We start from the raw sequence: 25,821 nt of genomic DNA on the forward strand, positions 1-25,821 counted from the left end.
GGGTCGGGATTGCACCCTCATTTTCGTCGGAGAAAAGGCATCCGTGGTTTTCACCAGGAGGGTCGTACCCCTCATGTGAACCATGGAGGCTCAATACGCACAGCATATTGCTGGCGCTTCAGGCGAGATAGGGCGGCACCGGCCCCACTCAGTGAATGGGAGCAATACTGTGGGATCCGCTGAAAAACCAGATCAGGCCAAACATACCTCCAACTTCCTGGAGCCCAGGGGGCTTATCGGGCGTGCATTGACAGCCCTGGCATCTGCAATACTTCGTGCGCAACAAACCCATGACCAGGACTCCTGGAACCAAGGCGCTCGCCATGGTTATCAGCGCGGCTGGAGCAAAGGGGTTGACTCTGGCTTCAAGCAAGGAAGGGAAAAGGGGCTCGCGGAAGGCCATGAAGAAGGTTCTCTTCAAGGCCATAAGCGCGGGCACGAAAAGGGCTTTGAACAAGGCAAGCGAATCATCGAGTTGCGCCCGGGCCGACCCGCGTTGGTCAAAGGCCCGCAAGTTGATCACAACTTGTTTGATGACTGGCGCTTTCCCATCACCGAGCAAATCAAGGAGGAGGTGAAGGCAACGGTTGCCAAGCACCTGAAAGGGCAGATGCCCACCGAAGACCAATGGAAGATGATTTTTTCCAAGGATCCGTCAACCTGTATCGTCGCTGGCGCAGGGAGCGGCAAATCGACAACGATGGTGCTGCGCCTCCTCGTACTGCATCGGTATCTGGGCATTCCCAGAGAAAACATCGCGGTGGTCACCTTCACCTGTGAATCCCGGAAAGACTTCAGACGCAAGCTCGCCGAGGTGTTCGCGCTTTGGAACATTACGCTGACCGATGAGATGACCGGGCGTATCGTTCGAACCTTCCACTCCCGGATTCTCGACTTCCTTAAATGGAGCCAGAACCTGCCGAAGGTCAGCGCTTTTGAGTTTTTCTCCCTCGAAAAACATGCTCAGCAAGAAGATGCCGAAGATGAGGACGACGAGCTCGAAAACGTATTTGATATCCGCCTGACGACCGAACAGCTCGGCCTGATGAATGCTGCTTACCAGCAAACCTACGAGGCCGACGACGAGTTCAGAAGCCTGGTGGCTGAGTTGGTGTATCGAGCATCGCGACTCCCGCCAATGAGCGCCAATTCGCCCGAAGCCAAGCGGCGCGCTGCACGCATGGATGAATGCTCCAAGCGCGATACTGAGCTCACCAACGCCGTCGACCAGCTCTGGCGCAAATCCGGCTTCTGGCCAATGGAGGGCATTGAGCCAGGCCCGTTCCCCATACATCTCAAAGGAAGGGAGTTCTTCGCCAATGGCTACTGCGAAGAGCTCGATGCCTACGTCATTCTGGGTGTCGGCAAAAACGATCGGAAGCTGTCGCTGCCTTCTCAGCCGAAGATGAAGCTGACGGGCGCTACGACGATGAAAAAAACCTTCTTCCAGGTCTATTGCGACAAGGGCCTGATCTTCCTGGATAACTATGCAGATGCCGCGACCACGCTCGACGTACTTCGCGGCTACGTAACCCGATGCCCGACACTTGACTACCAAGTTGAGGGCGAGCTGGGCGAGACGCCCATCATGCAGGCCTTCCACTCGGCTGCCTCATTTTTGGAGAACCTCGGTCTCGACGTGTCGGAAGCTGTCGATCAGATGAGCTTTCCAGATGGCAGTAGCGACGCGCTTTTCTTCAAGGCATTGGCGATCTATTGGCCAGCCTTCAACCTCTACTTGAGTCGCCAGCATCCGCCGATCTTCACGTTCAACAAAATGTTCGAGATGTTTGGCGAGCGAGGGGAGGCTAACCTGCAAGAATTGCCCGATGAAGTGTTCATGCCAATGCTGCATCTTCTGGTCGATGAATTCCAGGACTGTGGCGCGAACACCATCTCTTGGCTTCGAGCCGTTTTCAGGGAGGCTCGTCGTCGGCGCCTGCACGTGTTGACTGATACGGCCAGTTGCCCCGGTTCACTCATGGCGGTCGGTGATGATTGGCAGAGCATCTACGGCTGGCGCGGGAGTTCGCCCAAGTTCTTCAATGATTTCGAGGAGTATTTTCCTTCACCCAGCACCACCCACGTACTCATGAAGGAAAACTACCGCTCTCAGCAGATGGTGATTGATGCGGCTGAAAGCCTCGTCAGGCATCAGTCTGTCGATGATGAGAAACACGGGATCGCCTCACACCCCAAGGTCAAGGACATGACTATCCCCGTTCAGGTCTTGGATCGTGATGACGATCTGCTTGCCCAGTTCGTGGAGTACCACTTTGATCAGGGCCAGTCGATACTGGTTCTCTACCGTAAGAACGACACCAAGACCGATGTACAGAGCAAGCTCAGACCCGTGCTAGCCAAGGCAAGAAGGCTTAAGCGCTCGGCCAGCATCAAGCTGCTGACATACCACGGCTCCAAGGGTTTGGAGGCTGATGCCGTGTTTCTGGTTGGTGACTGCGCTCAGCTTTCAACCTCGCCGTATCGGAACATGGCCTACCGCCAGGCTAACCTGGGCGCTCCCGGAGATCCCAGGCCGTATGACAATGCTCAGGGCGAGGAGACCCTGCGCTTGGCTTATGTGGCCATCACGCGCGCGAAGGCGCACTGCTATTGGTTCGTCGACCCGGCCCAGCCTCCCAAGGGTGGTTTGATCAGCGCACTGGCGCGGGTACCGTTCAAAATGCCGTTCTTTGAAGACCTGAGGCGTCGTAACTGAGAGACCTGAGACAGGTGGCGAGCATAGAAGGAGTACAAATGTACTCTTTTCCGTTCTACGCCCATACCGTATGGTTGAAACAGCGCTGGTCTCAGCCATAGGGTCTGCATCCAATTGGACGGAGAGGGGTAGTGGAATGTACTGGCTAGGGCCATTCGAATACCGCAACAAACAAGCGTTGCTGGACGGCTTAAAGGCATACCTGCGTACCGCGCCTTTGGGACGGGTGAGCCACCCTGTAGCGATCCAGAAGCTTCATTTGTTGCTGGCGCTGCACCCCGACGCTAATCGCAAGATCGGCGCCGGCGTCGACCACTTCTTGATTGCTAGAAATGAGCTATCAGGTCGAGGGTTTCACTTGGTACGCCTGGATGGGACTGACGAAAGTTTCTCCTATGCGAAGAGCATTACCGGCGTCGCACAGTCACCGCATGGCAAAGTGTGTGAGGCACTGAGATTCGCCGTCCGTCCCCAGCTCGATGCGTTCAGGGCGCAGCTGACCTATCCAGTCGACTGCGCCATCAGCGGCGAGCCAATCGTTCATCCCAACGATCTGCATGTGGATCACAAAACGCCATTCTGGAAGCTGCTCGCCCATTTCTGCAAAGACCAGCAGGTCAATCTGTCACTTCTAGAGACGACCGGCAGCGGCATGAAGCTGGCGCTGGTAGATCGCAGCGTCACAGATGCCTTCGTGGCCTATCATCTGAAGCATGCGAAGCTCCAAGCCAGCCGTAAGGCGTCCAACCTGCTCAAAGGCGGCTCGGTTGCCACATCCCGCGACTCGCTCAGCGTTAAGACGCCTCGAACCACCTATTCGTGAGCACTCTAGCCCCAGTAGAACAGCGTCATCGGCGAGAACGTAACCTGCGCTTCCAAGGAAACCGGCATGCAAGGGCTCCGGGCATTGTCTTTCGCGACAGCAAGGCTGCGCCTTATATGAGCAAAGTAATTCTCTGGTAAGCCCTGGTGCTGCAGTTGACGAAACGCTTGGAGCGCCTGTGCATCCCAATCCTCAGGACGGTGCACGTGCCTGAACGTCGGTTCCAGCAAAAGCTCGATCAGCTTCAAGAACACGCTGAAGGTACAGCGAACGCTGGTGAACATCTTGCAAATGAAGTCGATGATCGTCGACGCTGCAGAGTGGAAGATCAAATTCGGCTCTGCGAGGTAGCGCCTAAAGCTGTTGATGCCCAGATTCGCGAAAAGCAATCCTTGATCCATCATCGCGACAAGATCATCAGGGCGGATCGCAATGAAGCTGCGCCGCGCGATGACCATCTTAATGAGTGCACAAGAAGTCTCAACGGGCCTCAGGCCACCCTTTTCCGTGATTGCCGTGAGGAGCATCTGCAAAGTGGCGGATGATATGTCGTGCATTTGAGCGATCTGAAGCAGGCGCCCATCCAGAGAGATCAGGCTAGCCTGATGCTCCTGGCAGAGCGACAGAGTCGCACGACCCTCAGCACTTAGAATTCCGTTGAATCGCTGAAGCAAAAGGTTGGGATCATGTGATCCGTACGCCGGAACAACCGTGCAGTAGTTTGAAATCGCCATGTCGAGGGCGCCCAGGAAACCCTCACTGAGGTCGATCGACGGCTCATCTTCATACGCCTCATCCTCCTGGCCAACCTCCGAGGACTCCAGGCCGCCGCTGTGGAGGAACGAAGATATCTCGATTTTGGCATCTAGTGCCTGGCGCGACACAGCGCTGACATAGACCTTGGGCAAGTGCTCAAGAACGTCCAATAATCCAAGAGTCGCGAGCTCTGCCAGTATCGAGAGATCGACCACCCAGATCCGGTCATCGAGCGAGAAGGGTAGTTTGTCATCCGCGTCGACATCCCCAATCGACACGTCCAGACAAGGAGCATCACTTGGCCAATCGCGAACCATGTCGATGACATCTCGCCCTACCTTTTTCGCCAGCAGGGCTAACGGTACCGGCTTCTGGGCATACAGCTCGTAAAGCGCTGCTGTCCGAGCCTGATAGAGATTGTGTTGCTCTTGAAGAAGCGTGAAATCCATCTCGCCATTGGCATCGAGCGGGAATTTCAACGAAACGAGTGTTTTGCCTGGGACAATGGAATCCGAAAGCAGCGCTTTTGAGAGGTCGAACAAGCGGCGGTGCAGGGTAATGATCCGCCTCACTTCGAACACCTGAAAACTAAAGATGTCGGGCACAGTTATGCTTTCGCCGACGGTTAGCCCCATCAGCGTCTGAGCAAAATCATCCTGAGGCGACAGGAATTCCGCAGCGCCTGGCGGATAAGCACCTGCCTCAAAATCGATCGAGATGTATCGGGTCACTCCCTGCGCGTCGGCAAGCTCTACTGAGGTACCAGGTGCAACGACAACAGGCTCCTGCTGAAAGACCTCGGATCCCTCGCGCAACATCAGCACCATTTTTACGTGCGTCTCAGCTGCCTGCGAATTGCCTGGATTGGTGCGAATCGCAGCGCAAACCCGATTCAATCCACGCTCGATTTGACCGTACCGCAGTTCAATGTTGGCTAAGAGCAGCAAGTCTTCCACGGCTCCTCCGAGGCAGGTCGGCATCGAGGAAATGATCGTTTTCAGATCTGTGACGCCCTCACATGCGACGACCCGAATGAGTTTGATCCATTCGCTGGCGCTCTGCGGAGACAGGGATAGCTGGTGCTCAACAATGGGGCGCATTCGCCCCCAGTCTCCAGCGTTGTTATAGAGGAAAAGTGCCAATTCAAGTGCCTTGGCAGAGTCACGCCAGGCGATGGGCATGGCATCGAGCAGATCTCGGGCCTTCGCATGTCGACTTGTTCGGATGTAGCAGTACAGCAATTCATCGTGCAGCTCCGTGTACATATCGCTCGGCAGCAGCCTTTCAAGCAGCTCAGCGCCAATGTCGAAACGCTCGGCACGCAGCATCACGCGCGCGCCCATCGCGATTTCGTGGGGATCAGTACTTCCCGGAGCAAGCTTTGTCACCTGATCTTCTACAGCCTTCGCCACGACCTCATCGTGTGCATACGCTCTCGCAACAAACTGCAGGTCGACAAGTGATGACGTGCTCCGCACAGATAGTCCTGCTTGCTCTATCTCTTTTTGCACAATGCCCAGTTCACCCTGATCGAGCAATTGATCCCAATGCAGGTGCTGAAGCCTTCTGGACACATGACGAATGACATCAGACTCAGGGCGCTGTGCTGCTTCATCGCGAACCCGCTGCAGCAGATCTGCCCGTGACTGAAGGACGCACGCATGCCCGAAGCGAAGTAGCGAGTCATCTGGCAAGGTACCGATCGACTCCCCGAATCGGGTAATCAAGTCGCTCCACCTGTTCAGGTCGCAGAGTGCTTCGACTTCAAAGCGGATCAAGCCTGCCGTATCGTAGACGCCTTTAAGCTTGGCTTGCTGCAGCAGCTCCAATGCCGCCTCCGCGCGCTCAAGCAGAATCATCCCGTACGCCAGGTGTACGACGATCTCTCCCAACGTTTTGGGGCTCTGGCACGCCCAGAACGTACCGTCACGAATATCAGCACGCGCCATCGCTTCCATCAAAAGCTGCGCATGTTCCGCCTGTAATGCCCTGCAGTTGACCCGAACCGGGTTCAGCGTCACCAATCGCAGCACGAAGCGCAGGTAGCTTTCGAGGATGAAAATTGAGCTGTCCTCCTGCTCTAGCGCAATGAGGCTGATTCGCACAGCGCTCTCGTCGTCGTCGGCGGCCGCATGCGAGCTGGCCACGAGCTGCCAGGCAACCGCCTTACCTGCGAATGCATCAGGGATCTCGTCTTCGCTGATGCGCTCGCCGGCGATGATTCTGGCGTTCGTAAGAGCAATCCACACCGCAAAAGACTCGGGGAATCGAACCATTAGCGCTTGTCCCGCTTCTACAGCGGCCTGTATGTCACCACGGATGATGTGGCTACGTACCGCCGCCACTGCGATGCGATCGTCAGAGTCGCAAAGACTGGCTGCGATATCAAAATCCTTCGCAGCAAGATCATCATCGTCCATATGCCACAGCGATAAGCCGTGAAGCAGGTACCAACGAGCCTTTTGGTGGTCGTCGAAGTACTCCAGCTCAGGCTGCAGCAGATCCAATTGATTCAGGCACTCCTGATAGCGATGCTCCTTTTGCATCTGAGTAATGCGGTCGAGCTGACGAGTTACCAACAAGTTGGTAGAGGTCGCATGAGCGCCGGGGAGGGCCTCAGTCATCGAGGCTCCCTGTGGTGTCACTGGCGAGGCGAAAAACGGTTGTAGTAGCTGCGCCAGAGGCAGCAGATGGCCGTGAGCTTCAGGACTCAAGGGGAGGGCGCTGTTCGGGTGAGCAGAGACGTGGTGGTTCACGCCACCGGGCCTGGCACTCTGTAGATCGTGCAGCGCCCGCATGAGCTCACGCGTTTCCTTGAACTCTGCACCAAGCTCGCCCAAGTGACGCTCAGCGCTTTCCTGGGTGATTTGGCCTGCAGTACTATTGAGCTCCACACAAGCTGCCTGGAGTAACGCCCAAACCTCAGCGCTCTTGCGATTAGGCAAACGTTGACTGATCAGTTGCTTTTGGGTCGCGACCGCCTGGGTATGGTCGGAATCGAGGTCGTGCGACATGAACCTGAGGTGCATGAGGAACTGATGCAGCTCCTCTGAGTCCACTGGCGATCCTTTTTGGAGCTCGACAGCATTTCGTAGCGCTCCATAGGCTTTACGGTTGCTGTCGTTACTAAACCCCTCCTCAAAAACCCGGACGATCCAGTCTGCCGCTGCTTCCGAGGCCATTGCAAAGCGGACGACCTCCACTGCACCTTGCATCTGTGAATGGCACGAGCTGTTGAAGACAATCTGGCACTCATCCAGTCCGCGCTGGAAATCAGGTTTGCTGAAGTCCTCCCAGGCTAAGCCAACGGACTCATTGAACTGGGCGTTATCACCAGGTTTGAGTGACCGCTTCATCTGCAAGCGATGCTTGGCTGTCTGGCCGGTTACCGGGTTCATCAGGTCGATGATGAGGTCATCGGTGTTGTGGCCAAACACCCGCCCCTGGAAGACCATGCGGATGATGTGGAAGCCGGCGGGGGCACCCGGGCACTCCAGGCCCAGGCACATCGATAGCAGGCGAACCGCCTGTACGCGTAACTGGAACGCATCGCCTCTGCCACCTGAGGAGACCGGGCTCGACACGTTCTTACGACGCCCCCTGGCTTCTGTCTTCTGTGTGCTGGCAGCTTCTCTTGCGGGCTGTTTCCTTGGAGCCTTGGCCATACCTGGTTCGCGACAATGAGTGTGGTGGCATTTTAACGGCCAGCGGGCGGATTGCGTAGCTTGGTTGCAGTAATGAAGGGGGAATGTTCACCACGTTTCGTACTGGCGCTTCGTTCACCGAGCAGCAGCCTCATCCACACCTAGGGTTACTGGCGAGCGCGAATCTACATAACAATGATCGCCACGCTGAATGAGGCTATGCGGTCAACCTCACAACCACTCTAGGCCACGTTTGCGTGGTTCCAATCGATCTCGTATAGTCAAATGAGTGGAACTGCCAGGGATAGCTTTTGTTTGATGGGCAGTGAACCGGTTCGTTGCGCAGACTAGGGCGTTCGCAATCTATCGACTACTTAACCTGCATGCGCCACGGGAGGAGCGATGATTTTTGAGGAGCTGATTCGACGTCAGGCCGAGCAGGTGTTTGGCAGCAAAATTAAAGCGCATGTTTGGTTGGCTCGCCCTCGGGGGACGAATTCGGAGGCTTAACTGCGCTGGAGTGTGCTGGCAATGAGGCTGAATATCTGAGGGTGAAGGCTTTGCTCAACCGGATTGATCACGGGTATGGCTGCTGAGGGCAACGATGCTTTTGGCCTGATTGATCCGCTAAGCTCAGAGCCACGCGATGATCCAACCACGAAGTAACGCTTCCCATGTTTGAAAAATACACAGACGAGGCCAGCCGAATTGCCTAATGAGCCAACTATTGAACCTGGCCTTGTTACGCTTTCTCACGACCAGGGCAGGGCTAGAAGCCATGAGTGGGCCCGATTTTGCTTGCGGCATCGGGGAGTTGAAGAAACCTTCGATATTGGCTGTACCCATGTTGGGCTTCCCCAAGTTGATGGGGTTACGGAAATTCGGATTGCGGCCAGTTTCGCTGGCGGCAAGCAAATGCGTTGCACGCTGTTTTTCGTACCTCCGGGCGAGGTCGACCCCCTCCCTGTGACATTTTCCGAGAGCAAGACAATCGCGGATTTAAGGGGAGGGCATTGCTTGCTAGTTCCTGTATCTGATGATGTGGAATGGACTGACAATGTGTGGCCCAAGTCAATTCAAGATCTAGATGGACTCATTAGAGAAAGCAGGTGGCGAACACAAAAACTTGCTTTTCTTTAGATGCGCGGCTATGTCTTGGCTTGCCACTACAAGCTTCACCATCTTCCAACGCTTGAAGATATCTTCGCAGCACATCTAAGGCTTTCGAAGCATTCATGCTTGAGTTTTGCTTTCCCAATGCTGGACTTCTTTTCGCCACGACGTCACTTAAACCTTGGCTTTTAAGGTAGTCATAAAAGAAACGAAGGGCGTTTCGTTCCCGAGCATCACTCAGGCCATGGTTCGATCGCCCCAAAAAGGGCCTCCATTGAGGGTTAACGCAGACTTTATCTGCTACAAGGATGAAGCGTTTGCAATAGCCTTTTGATCGCGACATTTCTTTGGGCGGTTGGCGACAAATGCTAAAAAAGTCCTCTAAATCTGCAGGATCTAGGGATAAAGGTGAAAGCCGGCGTATAAAAAAGCACCAGATCAGCAATTTTTCCAATATTGAAGCGAATTCTTTTATGCGCTGATTTGCGTAGGTATAGCGCTTAAGCGCGATCAGGGCGCGAACGCTGACATAAGCCTCAGGCGCCTGTATGGAGCTATCCAGGCTCGACAGCGCGTGACGAAGTAATGCGCTTTCGTCAGCGCTTACAACAGGTAATCGACTCAGGAGGTCATCTCCCGCAATACGCCATTTAACATAATATACATTATGCGTAGGTTCGAATTGAGCAGTACGCCCAGAGGGAGGCCAGATTCCAGCCTCCACCAAGCCCATCTCCAATTCACTCACTCGAACCTCAATCCTTTCGGCACTCCATACCGGCGGCCGTCATAATCCAGGCTGAACCTTTTCGTCTGCGTGACGCCCTCGATTTCCTGACAGTCATCAGTGCCCTTGGGAATGCTCTGGCTCCCGGTCGATATCTCGGTAACCCGCAATCCGCTGAAACCGTCCTTGCCAGGTGTTCCCATTGCCAGCGTACGTTTGATCTCTCCGAATTCTCCAGCGCAGACACCGTCCCATTCGCCATGACTCTCGCTCACAACCAAATGCCCCATGATCTGCCGCAGTTGCGAACCGTCGTTCACGTACAGGCTCAGGGTTTCACTGCTGAACGGATTGACCCGTGACGAGCCTGTGTGACGAATGCGCACGCCAAATGCTCGTAGCCCTGGTGCCACCTGATAGCGCGCAGTGTCCAGCGTCAGGCCTGAAAACTGCACCGCGTCGGAGACGATCGCCGCCTCCTGGTAATGGTGGGCAATGATCTTGCCGTTGCTGGCATCGGCCACCAGTACATCCAGGCTGTAATCGCCTTGCCCGTATTCATCGACGTTCACCTTCAACGGCAAGGCTGCCAAGACCTGGCTGGTATCTGCCGGATTGACCTTGCAGACTGCAAAGTCGCTGGCGAGCTGCAGTGCTGGGTGCAAGGCCTGGGCCCAGATTTGCAGGTTCTGCGTGCAGTCGCCCCAGGAGATCATGGGGACAAACAACAGAGGTAAAGCGGCGAATCCACGCATGGTCGATTTCTCATTCCATTGAGGGTAAGTGAGCTGGATGCACACTACACATGATCCCTGGTCGTCAGCAAACGTTCGTACGCCCTGCCCGACTTTTTATAACAAAAACACATAACTCAACTAAATGAATATTTAGTTGAGTTATAAAAAACACGGGCGCCTGCCTTGGCCCAGGCAACCGCTTTGCTGCTGTGTTCCACATTTCAGGCGCATATGCGACCCTACATCCATCGTCGTGGCCAGGAAAGCACTCGGCGGTCGGCAAAATCGAGCCATTGGGACGATAACTTGCAGGACTTCCTGGCTTGAAAGCAATTATCAGGGAATAGATATGCCCCCAGCTTACCCAATTGTTCACTTACTTTTTTCAGCCACCATCGCAGATGTTCCTGTAGTCCTACCATTGTCCGGAAAATACCGAGCAAATATGGAAAAAACTACGCAGGCAGAAAAAAGGTCTACGTATTCCCTATCCATCTCATCCATGCCCGAGCCAATGGATATCAAATTGGATGTAGCATCGTTCACGACCCTGTATGGGGAAAATGGTAGTGGCAAGACAGCTATGCTGCTGGCGTTATGCGAAGGCCTCGTTACTCGGAATCGTGAATCACAGATCGGTGTGCTCTGGGAGGACTATCAGGGCCTGTATCTTTACTTGGGTAACTCGCTGCAAAGGCGCTTTGTGCATTGTGAATTCGAGGCTAGCTTTACCGATAATCGTCCTGATTTTCTCGCCGCGTTCTATACGACCTCTCCTTACGAAAGGGCCCGACGGACCCGCTTGAGGGCGCAGGGGGTTTTGGATATCAGCCCCAAGTTCAGTCAGAGCCAGGAGGCAGATCCGATGGCAGCTTTCAGTGCTTACCCTTATCTTGAAGGACGGGAAAAATTCGTTTCGAAGACTCAAGTGGAAATTAGGCTGAAACCAACACCCTTGGTGGACCTGATCAAAAACTACGGAAGATGGGGTAGCAAAACTTACAATGCGCTTGACCCAGAGTTGAAGGTTTATATTCAGGAACTGAGTCGTCAAGGTTCGACTATTACAAAATTCATCCTATCCTTCGTTGTGCTCAATGCTGTAAGAAGCCTGGAAGAGTATGAGCGATATGAGTTGATCGATGCGTTAATTAAATTAATCAAAGAGAATCGACCGTTTTTGGATGACCTGCTTAGCGACGACACTGATCAGTTCGAACAAATGTCGATTCACCCCCTGCTCACACCCCAGCTGCGAAAGGCATGGCTGGCACTGCAATCAACACGCACGCTCTTCGAAGGCCTAAAGAACTGGCGACGTACGGCTCAGTTATCCTATTTGGATGAAAAAATTGGCGGGCAAATTCGCCAGTACGAGGGCCTGCTTTCCGAAGTATCTGCTCTGGGGCTGCTTCAGTTCTCTTTCAAGGGGTTGAGCTCTGGACAGGCCAGTATGATGTTCCTCTACTGCTCAGTGGCCAAGGCTCTTGGTGAGTTCGAACGCAACTCTAATGCGGACCACATGTTGTTGTGCTTGGACGAGGGAGAAATGTTCATGCACCCCAAGTGGCAGCGAGTCTACATTGCTGACCTTTTGGGCTTCATTCGTCAATTCGGCGGTGCAGCCAAACGCACCCACGTATTCATATCCACTCACTCGCTTATTGTTGCTGCAGACACTCCCGCTGAAAGACTATTTGACCTCGAACAGAAACAAATAACCAACGCTTTCGGCCTCACGCCCAAGCAGACCTTGACATCGGTGTTCGATGTAAATGATTTTACTGGAAAGTTTAACCATCAACTGCTGCGAGAACTCTCTGATGTGCTGAACGGCAAGGTAAGGGATAGAGACGCGTTCGTTCATGCTCGGCGTGTAGCAAACGCACTGGCTGATGATGATCTAAAGCGTCATGTGCAACAACAACTGGATATTATTGGTAGGGATACCGATGCTAAAGCTTAAAGTCTCCGCCAAGTATAAGGCTTGCCATCTGGAGCTTCTAGGCAAGCGCTTTGACGATGAAATGGGTGCTTGGAATCCACATGCCGCAAACTTTCCACCCTTAACAAATAAGCTGCACAGATTCCTGCTGTCTCAACGCGAGCAGATATTAATTGGCGCTGTATCTCAACTCCGAGAGGTGGTTCGGCAGATAAATAACATTATGCCGGACTTGCCCCCTTACTTGCAAAGCCGACCAAAGAAAAAGTCACCGCTGTATCGAGACGATATGGAGAGCTTAATCAAGGTGTTTGGTGATGTATTTGACTACGGTAAATTTATCTACAAGAGTGTAGGTTGGAATGCCTACAAACTTGTGGAGAGTCATGGGCTACGCATCTGCCCCTACTGTCACCTTCATCATGTAAACTACCACGGGCAGACCACGAAAAAGCTCAAGACTCTTGAGATGCGTCCACCTCTAGACCACTTTCTGCCTAAGTCCATCTATCCATATCTGGCAGTATCCTTGCACAACCTCGTGCCGTGTTGCCATCAGTGTAATTCTTCAATCAAAGGCGATAATGATCCAGCTTTGAGGGTTCCCCACCCCTTCGATCTTCAGGAAATTTTAGATATGAGTTTCAGCGTCAAGTCTTCAGCGCTCGCCCTCTCGGGCGTCACCGACGAAGAATTGAAGCTAGAAGTCACCGGTAATGGTGCCTGGAGCGAATTCGTCAGTTTCTTTCATTTACAGCCGCGCTATCAATGGTACGCCGACGAGGTGAAAGACATGCTTAAACGAGGGAGAGAATTCAAGGAGTTTGATGGGGTTGTTCAGTCGCTAGTCAGAAGACCAGCATTTATCTTGGGGTTCGAGCCAGATGATGTCCAAAGACGGGCTTTGGGTCTCTGCTTGCGAGAAATAGCAAGTCAGCAGGGCCTTGTTTGAGCTCAGATCAATCGCTGAAAAACCGAATGTGCTCTGTTTCAGTCCCGACTGCAATACCCCATGCATCCTCCGGCCAACCATCTATGCTCACCAAACCCACCCCACGGAGCCTGTTCGAAAATGGACATTCGCCAGAAAACCATCGGGTTCGGTCTTGTCAGCATCCTCGCCGCCCTGTTGCTCGGCGGCAGCGGCCTGCTCGCCGAGCATGACCAGAACCAGGCGTTGCAGCGCAGCGAGGCCAGCATGGCCGCCCTGCGCAACCATATGGAAGGCGACATGATGCACGATGCGCTGCGCGCCGATGTGCTGGCCGCCCTGCTGGTCAAGCCGGGCGATACCGACACCGCCAACCAGGTGCTGGCTGACCTCGACGAACACGCCAAGTGGTTCCGCAGCGTCGTGCAAAGCAACCTGGAACTGCCCCTGGACACTGACCTGCACCAGGCCATCAACGACCTGGGCCCCCTCCTCGACCACTACATCGCCAGCGCCACGTCGATCATCCAGCTGGCATTGCAGTCGCCTGAACAGGCCCAGGCGCAGCTGCCGGCCTTTGTCACAGCTTTCAAGGAGCTGGAGCAGCGCAACAGTACCCTGAGCGACCTGATCGCCGGCAATGCCGACACGAGCCGCGAACAGAGCACCGCCACCCTGCACCAGGGCATCAGCGTGCTGGTGGGCGGGATGATCCTGGCGACCCTGGTGTTGGCGCTGTGTACCTTCCTGCTGCTGCGCTCCATCCTGCGGCCGTTGAGCCAGACCATGGCGGTTGCCGAGCGTATCGCCCAGGGCGACCTCACCACCGCGATCGAGGTCCACGACCGTGACGAAACCGGGCATCTGTTGCGTTCGCTGGCGGACATGCGTGACAGCCTGGGCAACATGATCAAGGCCATCCATGAAGAGAACCTGCTGCTGCGCGAAGTGGCCGATGAACTGGGCCAGGCTTCCAGCAGCCTGGTGCAACGCACCAGCCAGCAGTCCGACAGCGCCGTGAGCATGGCCTCGGCCACCGAGCAGATGATTGCCAACCTGGCGCGGATCGCCGACCACGCCCGCGATGCGCAGGCTATCTCCGGGCAGTCCGAGCGCCTGGCCAGCGACGGTGGCGAGGTCATCCTCAACGTGGTCGGCGGCATGCAGGGGATCGACGAAGCGGTCAACCGCTCCTCTGAAACCATCACCGTGCTGGGACAAAGCTCGGAAGAAATCCACTCGATCATCCAGGTGATCAACACCATCGCCGAGCAGACCAACCTGCTGGCCTTGAACGCGGCAATCGAGGCCGCCCGTGCCGGCGAGGCCGGGCGCGGTTTTGCCGTGGTCGCCGACGAAGTACGTGGCCTGGCCGGGCGCACGGCGCAGTCGACCCGGGAGATCACCGGCATGATCGAACGCATCCGGCAAAGCACGGGCAACGCCGTCGACAGCATGCAGACCGGCGTCACCCGGGTGCGCGCCGGCGTGGAGCTGGCCACCCAGGCCGGCGACTCGATCCAGCAGATTCGTGAAGGCGCCCGCCGCGCCGCGTCGGTGGTCGAAGAAATCTCGCAGACCATCGGCGAGCAGACCCGGGCCAGCCAGGATGTCGCCCATCAGGTAGAACTGATCGCCCGCATGTCGCGGGACAGCACCGACACCACGCGGCAGCTGGCCTCGGCGGCGCAGCGCCTGGACGAGATTGCCCAGGGCATGCAGGCGAGCGTGTCGCGGTTTCGCGTGTGACTGGGCAGGCCCTTGCCGGCGCCCTGCCCTCGCCCGGCGTTACTGGCTCAGCGCCTTGGCCACCGCGTTGACGAACACCGCCTGCTCGTCATACAGCGAACCGGGGCTCTCGGCGTTCTTCCAGGTCGACCACTGCACCACCACCAGGCGCTCCGCCGGATTGATGGCGATGCTCTGGCCGAAGATGCCCAGGGCCCAGAACGTCTGGTCGCTGGTGGCGGTGCGTTTGGGTTCGGCATCGCTGTCCGGGGCCGGGGCGTTGTACCACCACTGGTAGCCGTATTGACCCTTGGGCGCGGCGGCCGTCACTGAGCCCTTGGCCTGGGTCCAGTGGGTGGAACGCGCGATCCAGTCGTCCGGGAGCAGCTTATCGCCCTGCGGCAATTGTCCGCCACTCAGCACGAACTGGCCGAACCGTCCCCAGTCACGCAACGTGGCATTGAAACCGTGGCCGCCCATGTCCACCTTGCCGGGCACCAGCGCATGCCAGACCCCGGCCTGCTGCATGCCGTAGCGGCTCCACACGCGGCTCTGCAGGTACTCGGCGATGGTCATGCCGGTGGCGTTTTCCAGCACCCGGCCCACCAGCCAGGCACCGCCGGTGTTGTACGACCAGACTTCGCCCGGCTTGACCCCGGGCTTGCGCTTGACCGAACGCACCAGGTCGAGCACGCAGTGATAGGGATCGGCGGTAGCCTCGCACTGGGTCATGTGCGAGAAGTCCGAATCCTTCGAGGCATAGTTCTCGTCCCAGACGACGCCCGAGGTGTGCTGCAACAGCTGCTGCAGGGTCACGTCCTGCCACTCGGAACCTTGCAGCTCCGGGACATAGCGGCTGATCCTGTCATCCAGCGAGTGGATCTTGCCTTCCTTGACGGCGATGCCCACCAGCACGCTGACCACCGACTTGGCCACCGAGCGCGATGTCCACAAGGTCTGCGCAGTGTTGCCCTTGCCGTAGTGCTCATAAGCGATCTTGCCATCCTTGAGCACCAGCAGGCCGGTCACGCTCTGGTTGGCCAGGTAGTCCGCCAGGTTGTGGGTCTTGCCGGCCAACTGGTAGTGCACGTCGCTCAGCTTGTGGCTGGCCTGCGGCAAGGGGTATGGCGTGGCGCCGCGCGGGGCGAAGACATCGCCGCCGTACAGCCGATAGGTGTTGCGAAAGCCCACGACCCGGGTGTCCTGGTCCCAGGTGAGCATGTCCTTGGCCGCCGGCAGCACCTTGTCGAAAGGCTGCGGGCAAGGCTCAAGCCCGGGCACGCCGCAGGCCCCCTGGCTGTCGGCCGCCTGCGCCGCACCGGCCAGTGCGGCGAGTGCCAGTGCCAGGATGGAAAGACCGTTGAACGACTTCTTTATTGTTATTGGCCGCATCGGAGGGCTCCTCGAAAAGCGCGGAAATACGCTGCCCCGAGTGTCTGCAACTTGAGCCAACGGGAAAAGCACAATAAATTTGCCTTCACTATTAAAAAAACTAACAACCAAGGAATGCCCATGGCCGAAGATCGCCTGCCCCCGCTCAACGCCGTGCGTGCGTTCGAGGCCGCTGCCCGCCTGGGCAGCTATGTCGCGGCATCCCAGGCGCTGCACGTGACCCAGCCGGCGATCGGCCGGCATGTGAAGAACCTCGAGGACTGGCTGGGTGTACGCTTGCTCGAACGCTCCCCGCGCGGGGTGACCCTTACCCTGCCCGGCGCCCATTACTACAAGGCCGCAGCGCAGGCGCTGCAGATCCTCGCCGACGCCGGTGCGCGCCTGGGGCAACGTGGTGACGAGCGCTGGCTGCGCATCCTCTGTGTGCCAGCGTTCGCCTCACGCTGGTTGACACCGCGCATCGACACCTTGCGCAGCCTGCGCCCGGACCTGAGGATCGCCATCGAACCCAATGCCACGTTCACCAGCGTGGATGCGCGCCAGGCGGACCTGGGCATCGCCTTCGGCCTGCCTGGGGAGCTGAGTGGTGTACGCGAGGTGTTGATCCGCCCGAAGGTGTTCGCGGTCTGCGCGCCGAGCTACCTGGCGCAGTTGCCCGCAGGGCTGAGCGCTGCCGACCTGCCCGCCTTGCGGCTGATCCATGTCGATGACGGCACCTGGTGGAACAGCTGGTTCGCCGCCAATGGCCTGAGGGTGCGGGTCAAGGCCGATACTTCGCATATCAGCAACGATATCGTCCTGAACCTGGCCCAGCGCGGCCACGGCATCGCCCTGGCCACTGAGGTGCTGGTCGGACGTGAACTGCGCGAAGGCAGCCTGGTGCGTTGCGTGGAACAGGCCGTGGCGCTGGAGAGCTATCAGTTGCTGACGCCACCCCAGCCGCCGAGTGCCGATGCGTTGTGGTTCATGGATTGGCTGGGGAGCAGCCTGCGCGAGGAGTATCCGGATGCGCTGGTGGTCGCGCAGAAGCCCTCCCATGCGGGTGATACTTGAAAACTACATTCCCTGCTCAAGCAGTTATACGACACATTGCGGTGCTGGTAATGGCGTGTCCGTGCCGAGGCTATCAACCCAAGCTTTAACGGCTTGGTGGTCAATCACGCAGCCAGCGTCAACATCCGCCAGGGCTTCCGATGTCAACCGCACCCTTTCTTCTTCATGGGCCAAGATAGAGCAGGTTTTGATGGTATTCGCCATTATCGGATCTCCTCAGTGTTCGAACTGAAACTAACCTCCGCTCATCAGTGCCTCCAGTAGTGCTCTGTGCTGCAGGGTCTCCCAGCAGTTTGATGCAAAAACAGTGAATGGTCATTCTGCGTCAACGGGCTGCGTAGCCTTGCACCGGCTACGCCGGTGGTCGCGGGGCATCGGCGCACCTTCGCTCCCACACGGCGTTCGCTAGAAATCCACCGAGGTGGAGAACAACAACGACCGTGGCGTGCCCAGCCCACCAGACAGGCCGCTGCCGTCGCCGCCGTTCCACGAGCCGATCCAGTAGGCCTTGTTGGTCACGTTCTGCACGGTGGCACGCAAGGTGACCGGCTTGTCCGAGATCTTCAGGGTATACCGGGCCCCGAGATCGAAAATCGTGTAGGACGGCAGCGACAGGTTGTTGGCATCGGTGGCGTAGCGCCGGCCGGCATAGTTGGCGTTGCCGGTCAGGGTCAGCCCGGGCATCTCGCGCAGGTCATACTCGACGCCGAGCTTGGCCAGCACCTTGGGCACGCCGGTGGCCTGGTTGCCTTCGTTTTCCTTGCGTATCGATTTGGTCAGCTCGGCCTTGGTGTAGGACGCACCGCCCAGCAGGCGCAGGCCCGGCTCGAGCTCGCCGAAGAACGACCATTCCAGGCCACGGTTGCGCTGTTCGCCGTACACGCCGTAGATCTGCGTCAGCGGATCGGTATAGGCGCTGGGTTTCTTCACCTGGTAGACACTGACCGTGTGCGCGAAGGTGCCCAGGTCGAGCTTGGCGCCCAGTTCGTACTGTTTGGTCTGGTACGGCGCCATGATCGCGCCGGCGTTGCGCGCGTTGTCCGGGGCGATGCCGCCCTGGCTCAGGCCTTCGATGTAGTTGCCGTACAGCGACAGTTCGTCGGTGACCTTGACCAGCAAGGCCGTGGCCGGCGAAACCCGGCTTTCATCGTAGGGCTTGGAAGTACGCTGGTGGTTGCCGTCGTAGTTCGACGCGCGCACGTTCTGGTGGCGTGCACCGACGGTCCACTGCACCTTGTCATCGAGGAACGACATCGTGTCGAGCAAGGCTTCGCTGCTCAGCCGGGCGCGCATGCGCGAGGTGACGTTGCCGTACTCGCCGATCTCCGGGCGCGGGCCATAGTCCAGGTTGTAGTAGTTGGTGAGGATGCGAGTCGGCAGGCGCTTGTCCTTGAAGCTGTTCTCGGAGTCGTAGCGGGTTGCCGCCAGCGACCAGGCGTGGTCGACCGGGCCGGTGGCGAAGCGCCCGCGCAGGCCGACTTCGCCGGACTTCTGCTCGCCGTCGCGGGCCGAGCGGATCGGTGTGGCGGAGATGTCGCCGGCATCATTGAGCAGCATGCCGCTGGTCATCAGCGCGTTGTAGCCCCCTTCCCTATGGCCCCAGCCGGCGAACGCTGTGAGCGAGTCGTTGAGGTCGTACTCGCCGCGCAGCACCACGGTGTCGGTGTCGTTGACGGTGTAGCCCCACTCCGGGGCCAGCGAGTGATCGCCCTTCTTGGCCTTGGGCAGGTGGGTCACGCCGGGGCTGATCGAGGCAATGCCGAAATAGTTGACCCCGTCCATGCGTTCGCGCTGGTGGTAGTAGTCCAGCGACGCCCTCGCCCGCTCGCCGCGCCAGTCCAGGGCCAGGGACGACAGCTGCATGCGGTGCTGCTGGTCGTCCACCGGGGTGTCGCCGTCGCGGTAGACGCCATTGAAGCGCACGCCGAACTGTTTCTGGTCACCGAAGCGGCGGCCGATATCGGCATGCATGCCGGCCAGGCCATCGGACTCGTAGGAGGCGGTCAACCGGGCCAGGGGCTCGTCGCCGGCACGCTTGGGCACGATATTGATGCTGCCGCCGACGCTGCCGTCTGGCGGCATGCCGTTGAGCAGCGCCGACGGGCCCTTGAGCACCTCGATGCGCTCGGCAAGCTCGGTGGAGCCGCGCATGTTCGGCGCCATGCTCGGCAGGCCGTTGAAGGTGATGTCGTTGCCGGTGCTGTACAGACCGCGGATAAAGAACGTCTCGAAGATGCCGCGCTTGCTCGGCACGTAGACCGACGGATCGGTGGCACCGATCACCGAGCCGATGTCCTGGGCCTGGCGGTTCTCGATGTATTCCTTGGTGTAGCTGATGGCGTTGAACGGGGTTTCGCTGAAGTCCTTGTTGCCCATCAGCCCTACCCGGCTGCCCGAGCCGACCTGGCCCCCGGCATACTCCGGTGGCGGGGCGCCGAGGGCGTCACGGGTTTCCTGCACCAGGGTTTCCGGCAGGGTCAGGCCCTCTTCCTTCACATCGGGGGTTTGCTGCTGTGCCGAGGACGTGCTGCGTGGCGGTTGCGCGAAGGCGTTGCCGGCGATGGCGGCCATGCCCAGCAGCACGGCCATGCGCAAGGCCCTGCGGGGCAATTTCGGTGCCTGGGGATGTTGCAGTGGAGGCATGAGGGATTCCTTTCGGGACAGAATGGTAATGTTTCTCATTAGTCATTCCGTACGAGTCGGCGAATCCCTCAACAAAAATTACCGTCACATGGCCACTATCGGTTTCACATCTGTACCGGCCTCATCGCCGGCAAGCCGGCTCCCACAGAAACTGCAGCCATGCGCGATTCCTGTGGGAGCCGGCTTGCCGGCGAATGGGCTGCGTAGCAGCCCCCCTTTCAGGAAGTCAGCCCTGATACCCCTTCACCACCTCGTCCGCCACCCGCTCCAGGCAGGTCACGCTGGCGGTGCACAGGTACCAGGTCTGCGGATCGACGAACACCACATGGCCGTTCTTCCACGCCTTGGTCTGGCGCAGCAGCGGGTTGTCCAGGGTCTCGCGGTCCAGCGCGGCGCGGCGCTCCATCACCGCGGTGCGGTCGATCACGTAGAGGATGTCCGGATCGGCCTGGTGGATGAACTCATTGGAGATCGGCTGACCGTGCAGGCCGGCCTGCATATCGTCGCTGGCCGGCTTGACCCCGAGGGTGTCGAAGATGAAGCCGTAGCGCGAACGCACGCCGTAGGCGGTGAACGCGCCGTTGTTGTGCAGCACCACCAGCGCCTTTTCCGGGCGCCCGTCGGTCACCTTGCGCACCTGGGCCACCTTGGCATCGATGCGCGCGGCGGTTTCCCGGGCCAACTCTTGCTTGCCGAGAATTTGCCCGACAGTCAGCAAGTGCTGCTTGGCGGTGTCGATGACATTGCCCTGGCGGTTGTCCATGTCGATGTCGTAGTGCACCGTCGGGGCGATCTGGCTCAGCTCCTGGTAACTCTGCGCCTGCAGCGGCGAGATCAGGATCAGGTCGGGCTTGAGCGCGTGCAGGCGTTCGAGGTTGGGCTGGATGGTGGTGCCGACGTCCGCCACCTTGGGGTCATCGCGGTACTTGGCCAGGAAGCCCGCGACATAGTCCTTGGCGATACCGACCACCGGCGCGCCGAGCTGGTCAAGGGTGTCCAGCTCGCTCATGTCGAAGGCCACCACGCGTTGCGGCTGGTGTTCGACCAGCGTGGTGCCCAGGGCGTGCTCGACCTTCACCGGGGCGTAGTCGGCACTGGCCGCGCGCGCCTGCTCCGGCGGGGCCTGGTCGCAGCCCGGCAACGCGGCCGCCACGGCGGCGGCCAGGAGTATCTTGCAGATTCCGTTCATACCAGCTCTCTCGATAGTGATGGGTTGAAGTAGTTGCAGACGAAACCCTGCGCGCTCGGCAGGATCTCGAACGCCAGGCCGAACAGCGCGCGCAGGTTGGCCTCGGTGACCACCTCGGCGACCGGCCCGTGGCTGTGTACCGCGCCCTGCTTCATGGCAACGATGTGGTCGGAATAGTTGGCGGCGAAGTTGATGTCGTGCACCACCAGGATCACCGTACGGCCCTGCTCGTCGCAGAGCCTGCGGATCGCCTGCATGATCTGCACCGCGTGTTTCATGTCGAGGTTGTTCAGCGGCTCGTCGAGCAGCAGCAGGTCGGTACGCTGGGCGATGGTCATGGCCAGGAAGGCCATCTGCCGCTGGCCGCCGCTCAGTTCGTCGAGGTAGGCGCGGCGCAGCGCTTGCAGCCCCAGGAAATCCAGGGATTCGTCGATTACCTGATGGTCGTCGGCGGTCAGCAGCCCGCGGCTGTAGGGGAAGCGGCCGAAGGCGACCAGTTCCTCGACGGTCAGGCGCAGGTTGAAGTCCAGTACCTGGCGCAGGGTGGCCACGCGGCGGGCGTAGTCGGCGATGGCGATGCGGCCGATGTCCTGGCCGTCGAGCAGGATGCGCCCGCGGCTGGCCGGCAGCAGCCGGGCCATGCACATCAGCAAGGTGCTCTTGCCTGCGCCGTTGGGGCCGATCAGCGAGGTAACCCGACCGGCCGGGAACTTCAGGCTCACGTCTTCGAGCACGGTCTTGTCGCCATAGGCCTTGTGCAGGTGTTCGAGGGTGATCATGGGGTGCCTCGGGTACGGACCATCAGCGCGAGGAAGTACGCGCCGCACACCAGGTTGACGAGGATGCTCACGCTGGTCCGGTAGTTGAACAGATGCTCGACCAGCAGTTGGGCGAGCAGGAACATGCCGATGGCCACGGCGCAGGCCAGTGGCAGGGTCACCTGGTGCCGGGCGCTGCGTGCCAGGGCGTAGGCGATGTTGGCGACGAACACCCCCATGAACGCGGTCGGCCCCACCAGGCTGGTGGACACCGCCACCAGCACGGCGATCAGCGCCATCTGCAGACGCAGGCAGCGGCCATGGTCCAGGCCCAGGGCAATGGCTTGGTCGCGGCCCAGCGCCAGCACGTCGAGCACCCGCGTGCCGCGCGCCACCAGCACTGCCACTGCCGCCACCAGCAGGCCCGAGTACAGCACCTGGGCCGGCTGGGCGCGGTTGAAGCTGGTGTAGCCCAGGCTCTGCAGAATCGAGAACTCCCCCGGGCTGGTCTTGAGCTGGATGAACTGGGTGAAGGTGCCCAGCACCATGGTCAGCACCAGCCCCAACAGCAACAGGCGGTAGACATCCCCGCGCCCCTCGCGCAGCAGCCAGCGCTGCAGCAGCCACGAGTATCCGAGCATCAACGCCATCGACAGCAGCGCGTTGCCCTGCGCGCCGAGCAGTGCCACGCTGCCGGTGCCCAGCCACAGCACCAGCACCGCCTGGAACAGCAGGTAGATGCCTTCGTAGCCCATGATCGCCGGGGTCAGCACACGGTTGCCAGCCAGGGTCTGGAAGATCACCGAGGACAAGGCGATGCACACCCCGGCCACCACGATCGCGCCCAGGCGCACCAGGCGCTTGGGGATCACGTAGCTGAAGTCCAGGCCCGAGCCCAGCAACAGGAACGCCAGCACCAGGGCCGGCAGCAACAACCAGGCGGCGCGGCGCATCATTTGCACTTCCACAGAATCAGTACCAGGAACAGCACACCGCCGACACTGCCGGCGGTCAGGCCGATGGGCACTTCGTAGGGGTGGATCAGCAGCCGGCCAAGAATGTCGCAGGCCAGCAGCAGCGCCGCGCCGCACATGGCGACGATGGGCAAGGTGCGCTTGAGGTTCTCGCCGTAGCGCAACGCCACCAGGTTCGGCACCACCAGGCCGACGAAGGGGATCGCGCCCACGGTGATTACCGTGGCCGACACCGTTACCGCCACCAGCACCAGGCCGAGGATCGCGGTGGCCGCGTAGTTCAGGCCGAGGCTGGTAGCCATGCCCTCGCCCATGCCCAGCACGGTGAAGCGCTGCGCATATAGATAGGTGAGCACGACGATCGGCAGGATCAGGTAGATGATCTCGTAGTTGCCCTCGATCACCCGCGAGAAGTCGCCCAGCAGCCAGCCCTGCATGCTCTGCAGGATGTTGTGGCGATAGGCATAGAACTCGGCGATGGCGCTGAGCACGCTGCCGTACATCAGGCCGATCACCGGCACCAGCACCAGGTTGGTGAAGCGTATGCGGCGAATGATCGCCACATACGCCAGGCTCGCCAGCAGGCAGAACACCAGGGCAAACAGCATGCGCCCGGTGGCCCCGGCACCCGGCAGCACGGTCAGGGCCACCAGGATGCCCAGCTTGGCCGCGTCGAGTCCGCCGCAAGTGGCCGGCTCGACAAAGCGGTTGCGCACGATCTGCTGCAGGATCACCCCGCAGATCGACAGGCCGACCCCCGTCAGCACCAGCGCCGCCAGGCGTGGCAGGCGGCTGGCGGTGAGGGTCAGCCAGGCATCGTCGGAGGCCGACAGCAAGGCCGACCAGGACATCTGGCTGGCCCCGACCATCAGTGAAACGCCACACAGCAGCAACAACAGTGTTGGCAGCAACAACCGACTCAAGCGGTCACTCCATCGCCTGCGGCCTCACCGATGCGCCAGCCCTTGGCGGCCCGGCGCTGCTCGAGGAAGTGCGCGTACAAGCCACCCTCGGCAGCCAGCTGGGCATGGGCGCCCTGTTCGCGGATACGCCCTTCGTCCAGCACCACGATCTGGTCGGCCATGGCCACCGTCGACAGCTGGTGGGCAATGACGATCAGCGTGCGCTTGCCGCGCAACCGCGCCAGCGCTTCGGCGATGGCCGCCTGGTTCTCGGCGTCCAGCGCCGCGGTGGCCTCGTCGATCAGCAGGATCGGCGCGTCCTTGATCAGCGCGCGGGCAATCGAGATGCGCTGGCGTTCGCCGCCGGACAGGCGCGCACCGCCCTCGCCCACCGGCGTGTGCAAGCCTTCGGGCAGACGTTCGAGGATCTCTTGCACCCCGGCCAGCCGCGCCGCCTCGAGCACTTCGGCCTCGCTGGCGTCGGGTTTGCCCAGGCGGATGTTGTCGGCAATGCTGCCCTGGAACAGGTAGGCGTCCTGGAAGATCTGGCTGATCTGCCCAGCCAGCTGTTCGGCGGACATCTGCCGCACATCCACCCCGCCGACCTTGACCCGGCCCTGGGTGACGTCGAAGAAACGGGCGATCAGGCGCACCAGGGTAGTCTTGCCCGAACCCGATGCGCCGACCAGCGCCGTCATGCTGCCGGGCGCGATGTCCAGGCTGACCTCGCGCAGCACCTCGGGCTGGTCGTCGCCGTAGCGGAATCCGACCTGCTCCAGCTGCACCGAACCGTCGACCGGCGCCTGCGGTGCGGCGGGCTCGGGCAGCGGCTCGACGGCCAGCAGCTCGGCCACCGCCTGCAACTGGCCGCGGGTGCCGCGCAGCACCTCGCTGTAGCCGGCCACATCCAGCAGCGGGTCGATGAAACGGGTCGCCAGCACCAGCGCGACCAGGGTGCCGATCACCGTTGCGTTATCGAAGCCCGCGCCGGCCTGCTCGCCGAGCCACAGCGTGGCGACCACCAGCAACGCGGCGAAGCTGGCCTGCACCGCCCAGACGTTGAGCACCGACGACAACGCTGACAGCTGGATCAGCTTGCGCGCCGCCTGTTGTTGCTGGGCCACGGCCTGCTCCAGGAAGCGCGTTCCGCCCTGCTCGCCATTGAAGGCACGCAGCACCGACTGCGCCTGGGCGAACTCGACCATGCGCTGGCTGGTCTGCGCGGTGTCGCGCTGGTAGCGCTGGTCGGCGCGCTGGCCAAGGCGCATTGTCGCCAGCATCACCAGGGCCAGCAGCGGCAGGCTGACCAGGGCCACCAGGCCCAGGCGCAGGTCGACCAGCAACAGCGCAACGAGGATCACCAATGGCGTCACCACCCCGGTGAACAGCGGCGTGAACACATGGGCCGGCAGTTGCGCGATCTCCATCATGCCCTGGGTGGTGACATGGCTCAGGCGCGCGGTGTTGGCGGCATTGAACCAGCCCACCGGCAGCGTGCCGACATGCTCGCCCAGGCGCTGGCGGCCACCGCGCAGCACGGCAATGCCCACGGCGATGCCGGCCTTCTCCACCCGGCGCCGCAGGTACCAGCACACCACCACGCCCAGGGCCAGCAGTGCCAGCCACTGGCCGGCGGCCTCCAGCTGGTTGCCCAGCAGGTGGCGCAGGATCGGCACCAGGGTGACGATGGTCAGCCCGCACAGCACGCCATACACCAGCGCCAGGCGGATGTAGCGGCGCAGGAACACGGCGTCGTCGCCGAGCAGTCGAACGAAAGTCCCCAACAT

At 59.7% G+C, this 25,821-nt stretch carries 17 protein-coding genes and 1 pseudogene; 7 read left to right on the top strand and 11 right to left on the bottom strand.

Going from position 1 to position 25,821, the window contains the following annotated elements; genetic code table 11:
* Positions 1-169: 169 nt before the first annotated feature.
* Both CCOS191_RS13200 and CCOS191_RS13205 read left to right on the top strand, forming a co-directional pair.
* Positions 170-2,719 carry a UvrD-helicase domain-containing protein gene (locus tag CCOS191_RS13200; protein WP_172670893.1) on the top strand — a complete coding sequence of 850 codons (2,550 nt, stop codon included), beginning with the start codon at positions 170-172 and terminating at the stop codon, positions 2,717-2,719.
* Positions 2,720-2,855: 136 nt separating this feature from the next.
* Complete coding sequence (locus CCOS191_RS13205; protein ID WP_046855595.1) at positions 2,856-3,542, top strand: DCL family protein; 687 nt, start codon at positions 2,856-2,858, stop codon at positions 3,540-3,542.
* Positions 3,543-3,547: 5 nt separating this feature from the next.
* Here CCOS191_RS13205 and CCOS191_RS13210 read toward each other — a convergent pair whose 3' ends face one another.
* From CCOS191_RS13210 to CCOS191_RS13215, 3 genes are all read right to left on the bottom strand, one after another.
* Positions 3,548-7,963 (bottom strand): tetratricopeptide repeat protein, encoded by a 4,416-nt coding sequence (locus CCOS191_RS13210; RefSeq protein ID WP_156177573.1) that lies wholly within the window; start codon positions 7,961-7,963, stop codon positions 3,548-3,550.
* A 1,075-nt stretch (positions 7,964-9,038) separates the two neighbouring features.
* Entirely contained in the window at positions 9,039-9,803 is a 765-nt protein-coding gene (locus CCOS191_RS27945; protein ID WP_156177575.1) for a hypothetical protein, read from the bottom strand.
* Positions 9,800-10,537, bottom strand: coding sequence for a hypothetical protein (locus tag CCOS191_RS13215; RefSeq protein WP_052752613.1), 738 nt, complete (start codon positions 10,535-10,537; stop codon positions 9,800-9,802). Before CCOS191_RS13215 ends, CCOS191_RS27945 begins: the two co-directional genes overlap by 4 nt.
* A 331-nt stretch (positions 10,538-10,868) precedes the next feature.
* Between CCOS191_RS13215 and CCOS191_RS13220 the strand changes: the two genes are divergently transcribed.
* From CCOS191_RS13220 to CCOS191_RS28740, 4 genes and pseudogenes are all read left to right on the top strand, one after another.
* Positions 10,869-12,485: an ATP-binding protein gene (locus CCOS191_RS13220; protein WP_156177577.1), complete on the top strand. Its 1,617-nt coding sequence runs from the start codon at positions 10,869-10,871 to the stop codon at positions 12,483-12,485.
* Positions 12,472-13,416 (top strand): hypothetical protein, encoded by a 945-nt coding sequence (locus CCOS191_RS27950; RefSeq protein WP_156177579.1) that lies wholly within the window; start codon positions 12,472-12,474, stop codon positions 13,414-13,416. Before CCOS191_RS13220 ends, CCOS191_RS27950 begins: the two co-directional genes overlap by 14 nt.
* 687 nt (positions 13,417-14,103) lie before the next feature.
* A pseudogene (locus tag CCOS191_RS28735) lies at positions 14,104-14,283 on the top strand (HAMP domain-containing protein); the annotation flags it as partial.
* 135 nt (positions 14,284-14,418) lie between these two features.
* Positions 14,419-15,144 (top strand): methyl-accepting chemotaxis protein, encoded by a 726-nt coding sequence (locus CCOS191_RS28740; protein WP_442963672.1) that lies wholly within the window; start codon positions 14,419-14,421, stop codon positions 15,142-15,144.
* Positions 15,145-15,183: 39 nt separating this feature from the next.
* On the opposite strand, the gene CCOS191_RS13235 is transcribed toward CCOS191_RS28740, so the two are convergent.
* Positions 15,184-16,515 carry a serine hydrolase domain-containing protein gene (locus tag CCOS191_RS13235; RefSeq protein WP_082120418.1) on the bottom strand — a complete coding sequence of 444 codons (1,332 nt, stop codon included), beginning with the start codon at positions 16,513-16,515 and terminating at the stop codon, positions 15,184-15,186.
* A 120-nt stretch (positions 16,516-16,635) separates the two neighbouring features.
* On the opposite strand from CCOS191_RS13235, the gene CCOS191_RS13240 reads away from it, so the two are divergent.
* Complete coding sequence (locus CCOS191_RS13240; protein ID WP_046855600.1) at positions 16,636-17,568, top strand: LysR substrate-binding domain-containing protein; 933 nt, start codon at positions 16,636-16,638, stop codon at positions 17,566-17,568.
* A gap of 24 nt (positions 17,569-17,592) precedes the next feature.
* Here CCOS191_RS13240 and CCOS191_RS27415 read toward each other — a convergent pair whose 3' ends face one another.
* The 7 genes from CCOS191_RS27415 to CCOS191_RS13270 all read right to left on the bottom strand — a co-directional run bounded on the left by CCOS191_RS27415 (position 17,593) and on the right by CCOS191_RS13270 (position 25,821).
* The gene (locus CCOS191_RS27415) at positions 17,593-17,772 is read right to left on the bottom strand and encodes a hypothetical protein (protein ID WP_082120419.1); all 180 of its coding nucleotides are present in this window, start codon (positions 17,770-17,772) and stop codon (positions 17,593-17,595) included.
* 201 nt (positions 17,773-17,973) lie between these two features.
* The gene (locus tag CCOS191_RS13245; RefSeq protein WP_046855601.1) at positions 17,974-20,211 is read right to left on the bottom strand and encodes a TonB-dependent receptor; all 2,238 of its coding nucleotides are present in this window, start codon (positions 20,209-20,211) and stop codon (positions 17,974-17,976) included.
* A gap of 226 nt (positions 20,212-20,437) precedes the next feature.
* The gene (locus tag CCOS191_RS13250; RefSeq protein WP_046855602.1) at positions 20,438-21,400 is read right to left on the bottom strand and encodes a siderophore ABC transporter substrate-binding protein; all 963 of its coding nucleotides are present in this window, start codon (positions 21,398-21,400) and stop codon (positions 20,438-20,440) included.
* Positions 21,397-22,179, bottom strand: coding sequence for an iron ABC transporter ATP-binding protein (locus CCOS191_RS13255; protein ID WP_046855603.1), 783 nt, complete (start codon positions 22,177-22,179; stop codon positions 21,397-21,399). The genes CCOS191_RS13250 and CCOS191_RS13255 overlap by 4 nt, the downstream gene beginning before the upstream one ends.
* Complete coding sequence (locus tag CCOS191_RS13260; protein WP_031315945.1) at positions 22,176-23,111, bottom strand: iron chelate uptake ABC transporter family permease subunit; 936 nt, start codon at positions 23,109-23,111, stop codon at positions 22,176-22,178. The genes CCOS191_RS13255 and CCOS191_RS13260 overlap by 4 nt, the downstream gene beginning before the upstream one ends.
* A complete protein-coding gene (locus CCOS191_RS13265) occupies positions 23,111-24,055 on the bottom strand; it encodes an ABC transporter permease (RefSeq protein WP_046855604.1) in 945 nt (314 codons plus the stop codon). Before CCOS191_RS13265 ends, CCOS191_RS13260 begins: the two co-directional genes overlap by 1 nt.
* Positions 24,052-25,821 (bottom strand): ABC transporter ATP-binding protein, encoded by a 1,770-nt coding sequence (locus CCOS191_RS13270; RefSeq protein ID WP_046855605.1) that lies wholly within the window; start codon positions 25,819-25,821, stop codon positions 24,052-24,054. Before CCOS191_RS13270 ends, CCOS191_RS13265 begins: the two co-directional genes overlap by 4 nt.

The sequence above is a fragment of the Pseudomonas sp. CCOS 191 genome (assembly GCF_001007005.1).
Lineage (GTDB): Bacteria > Pseudomonadota > Gammaproteobacteria > Pseudomonadales > Pseudomonadaceae > Aquipseudomonas > Aquipseudomonas soli.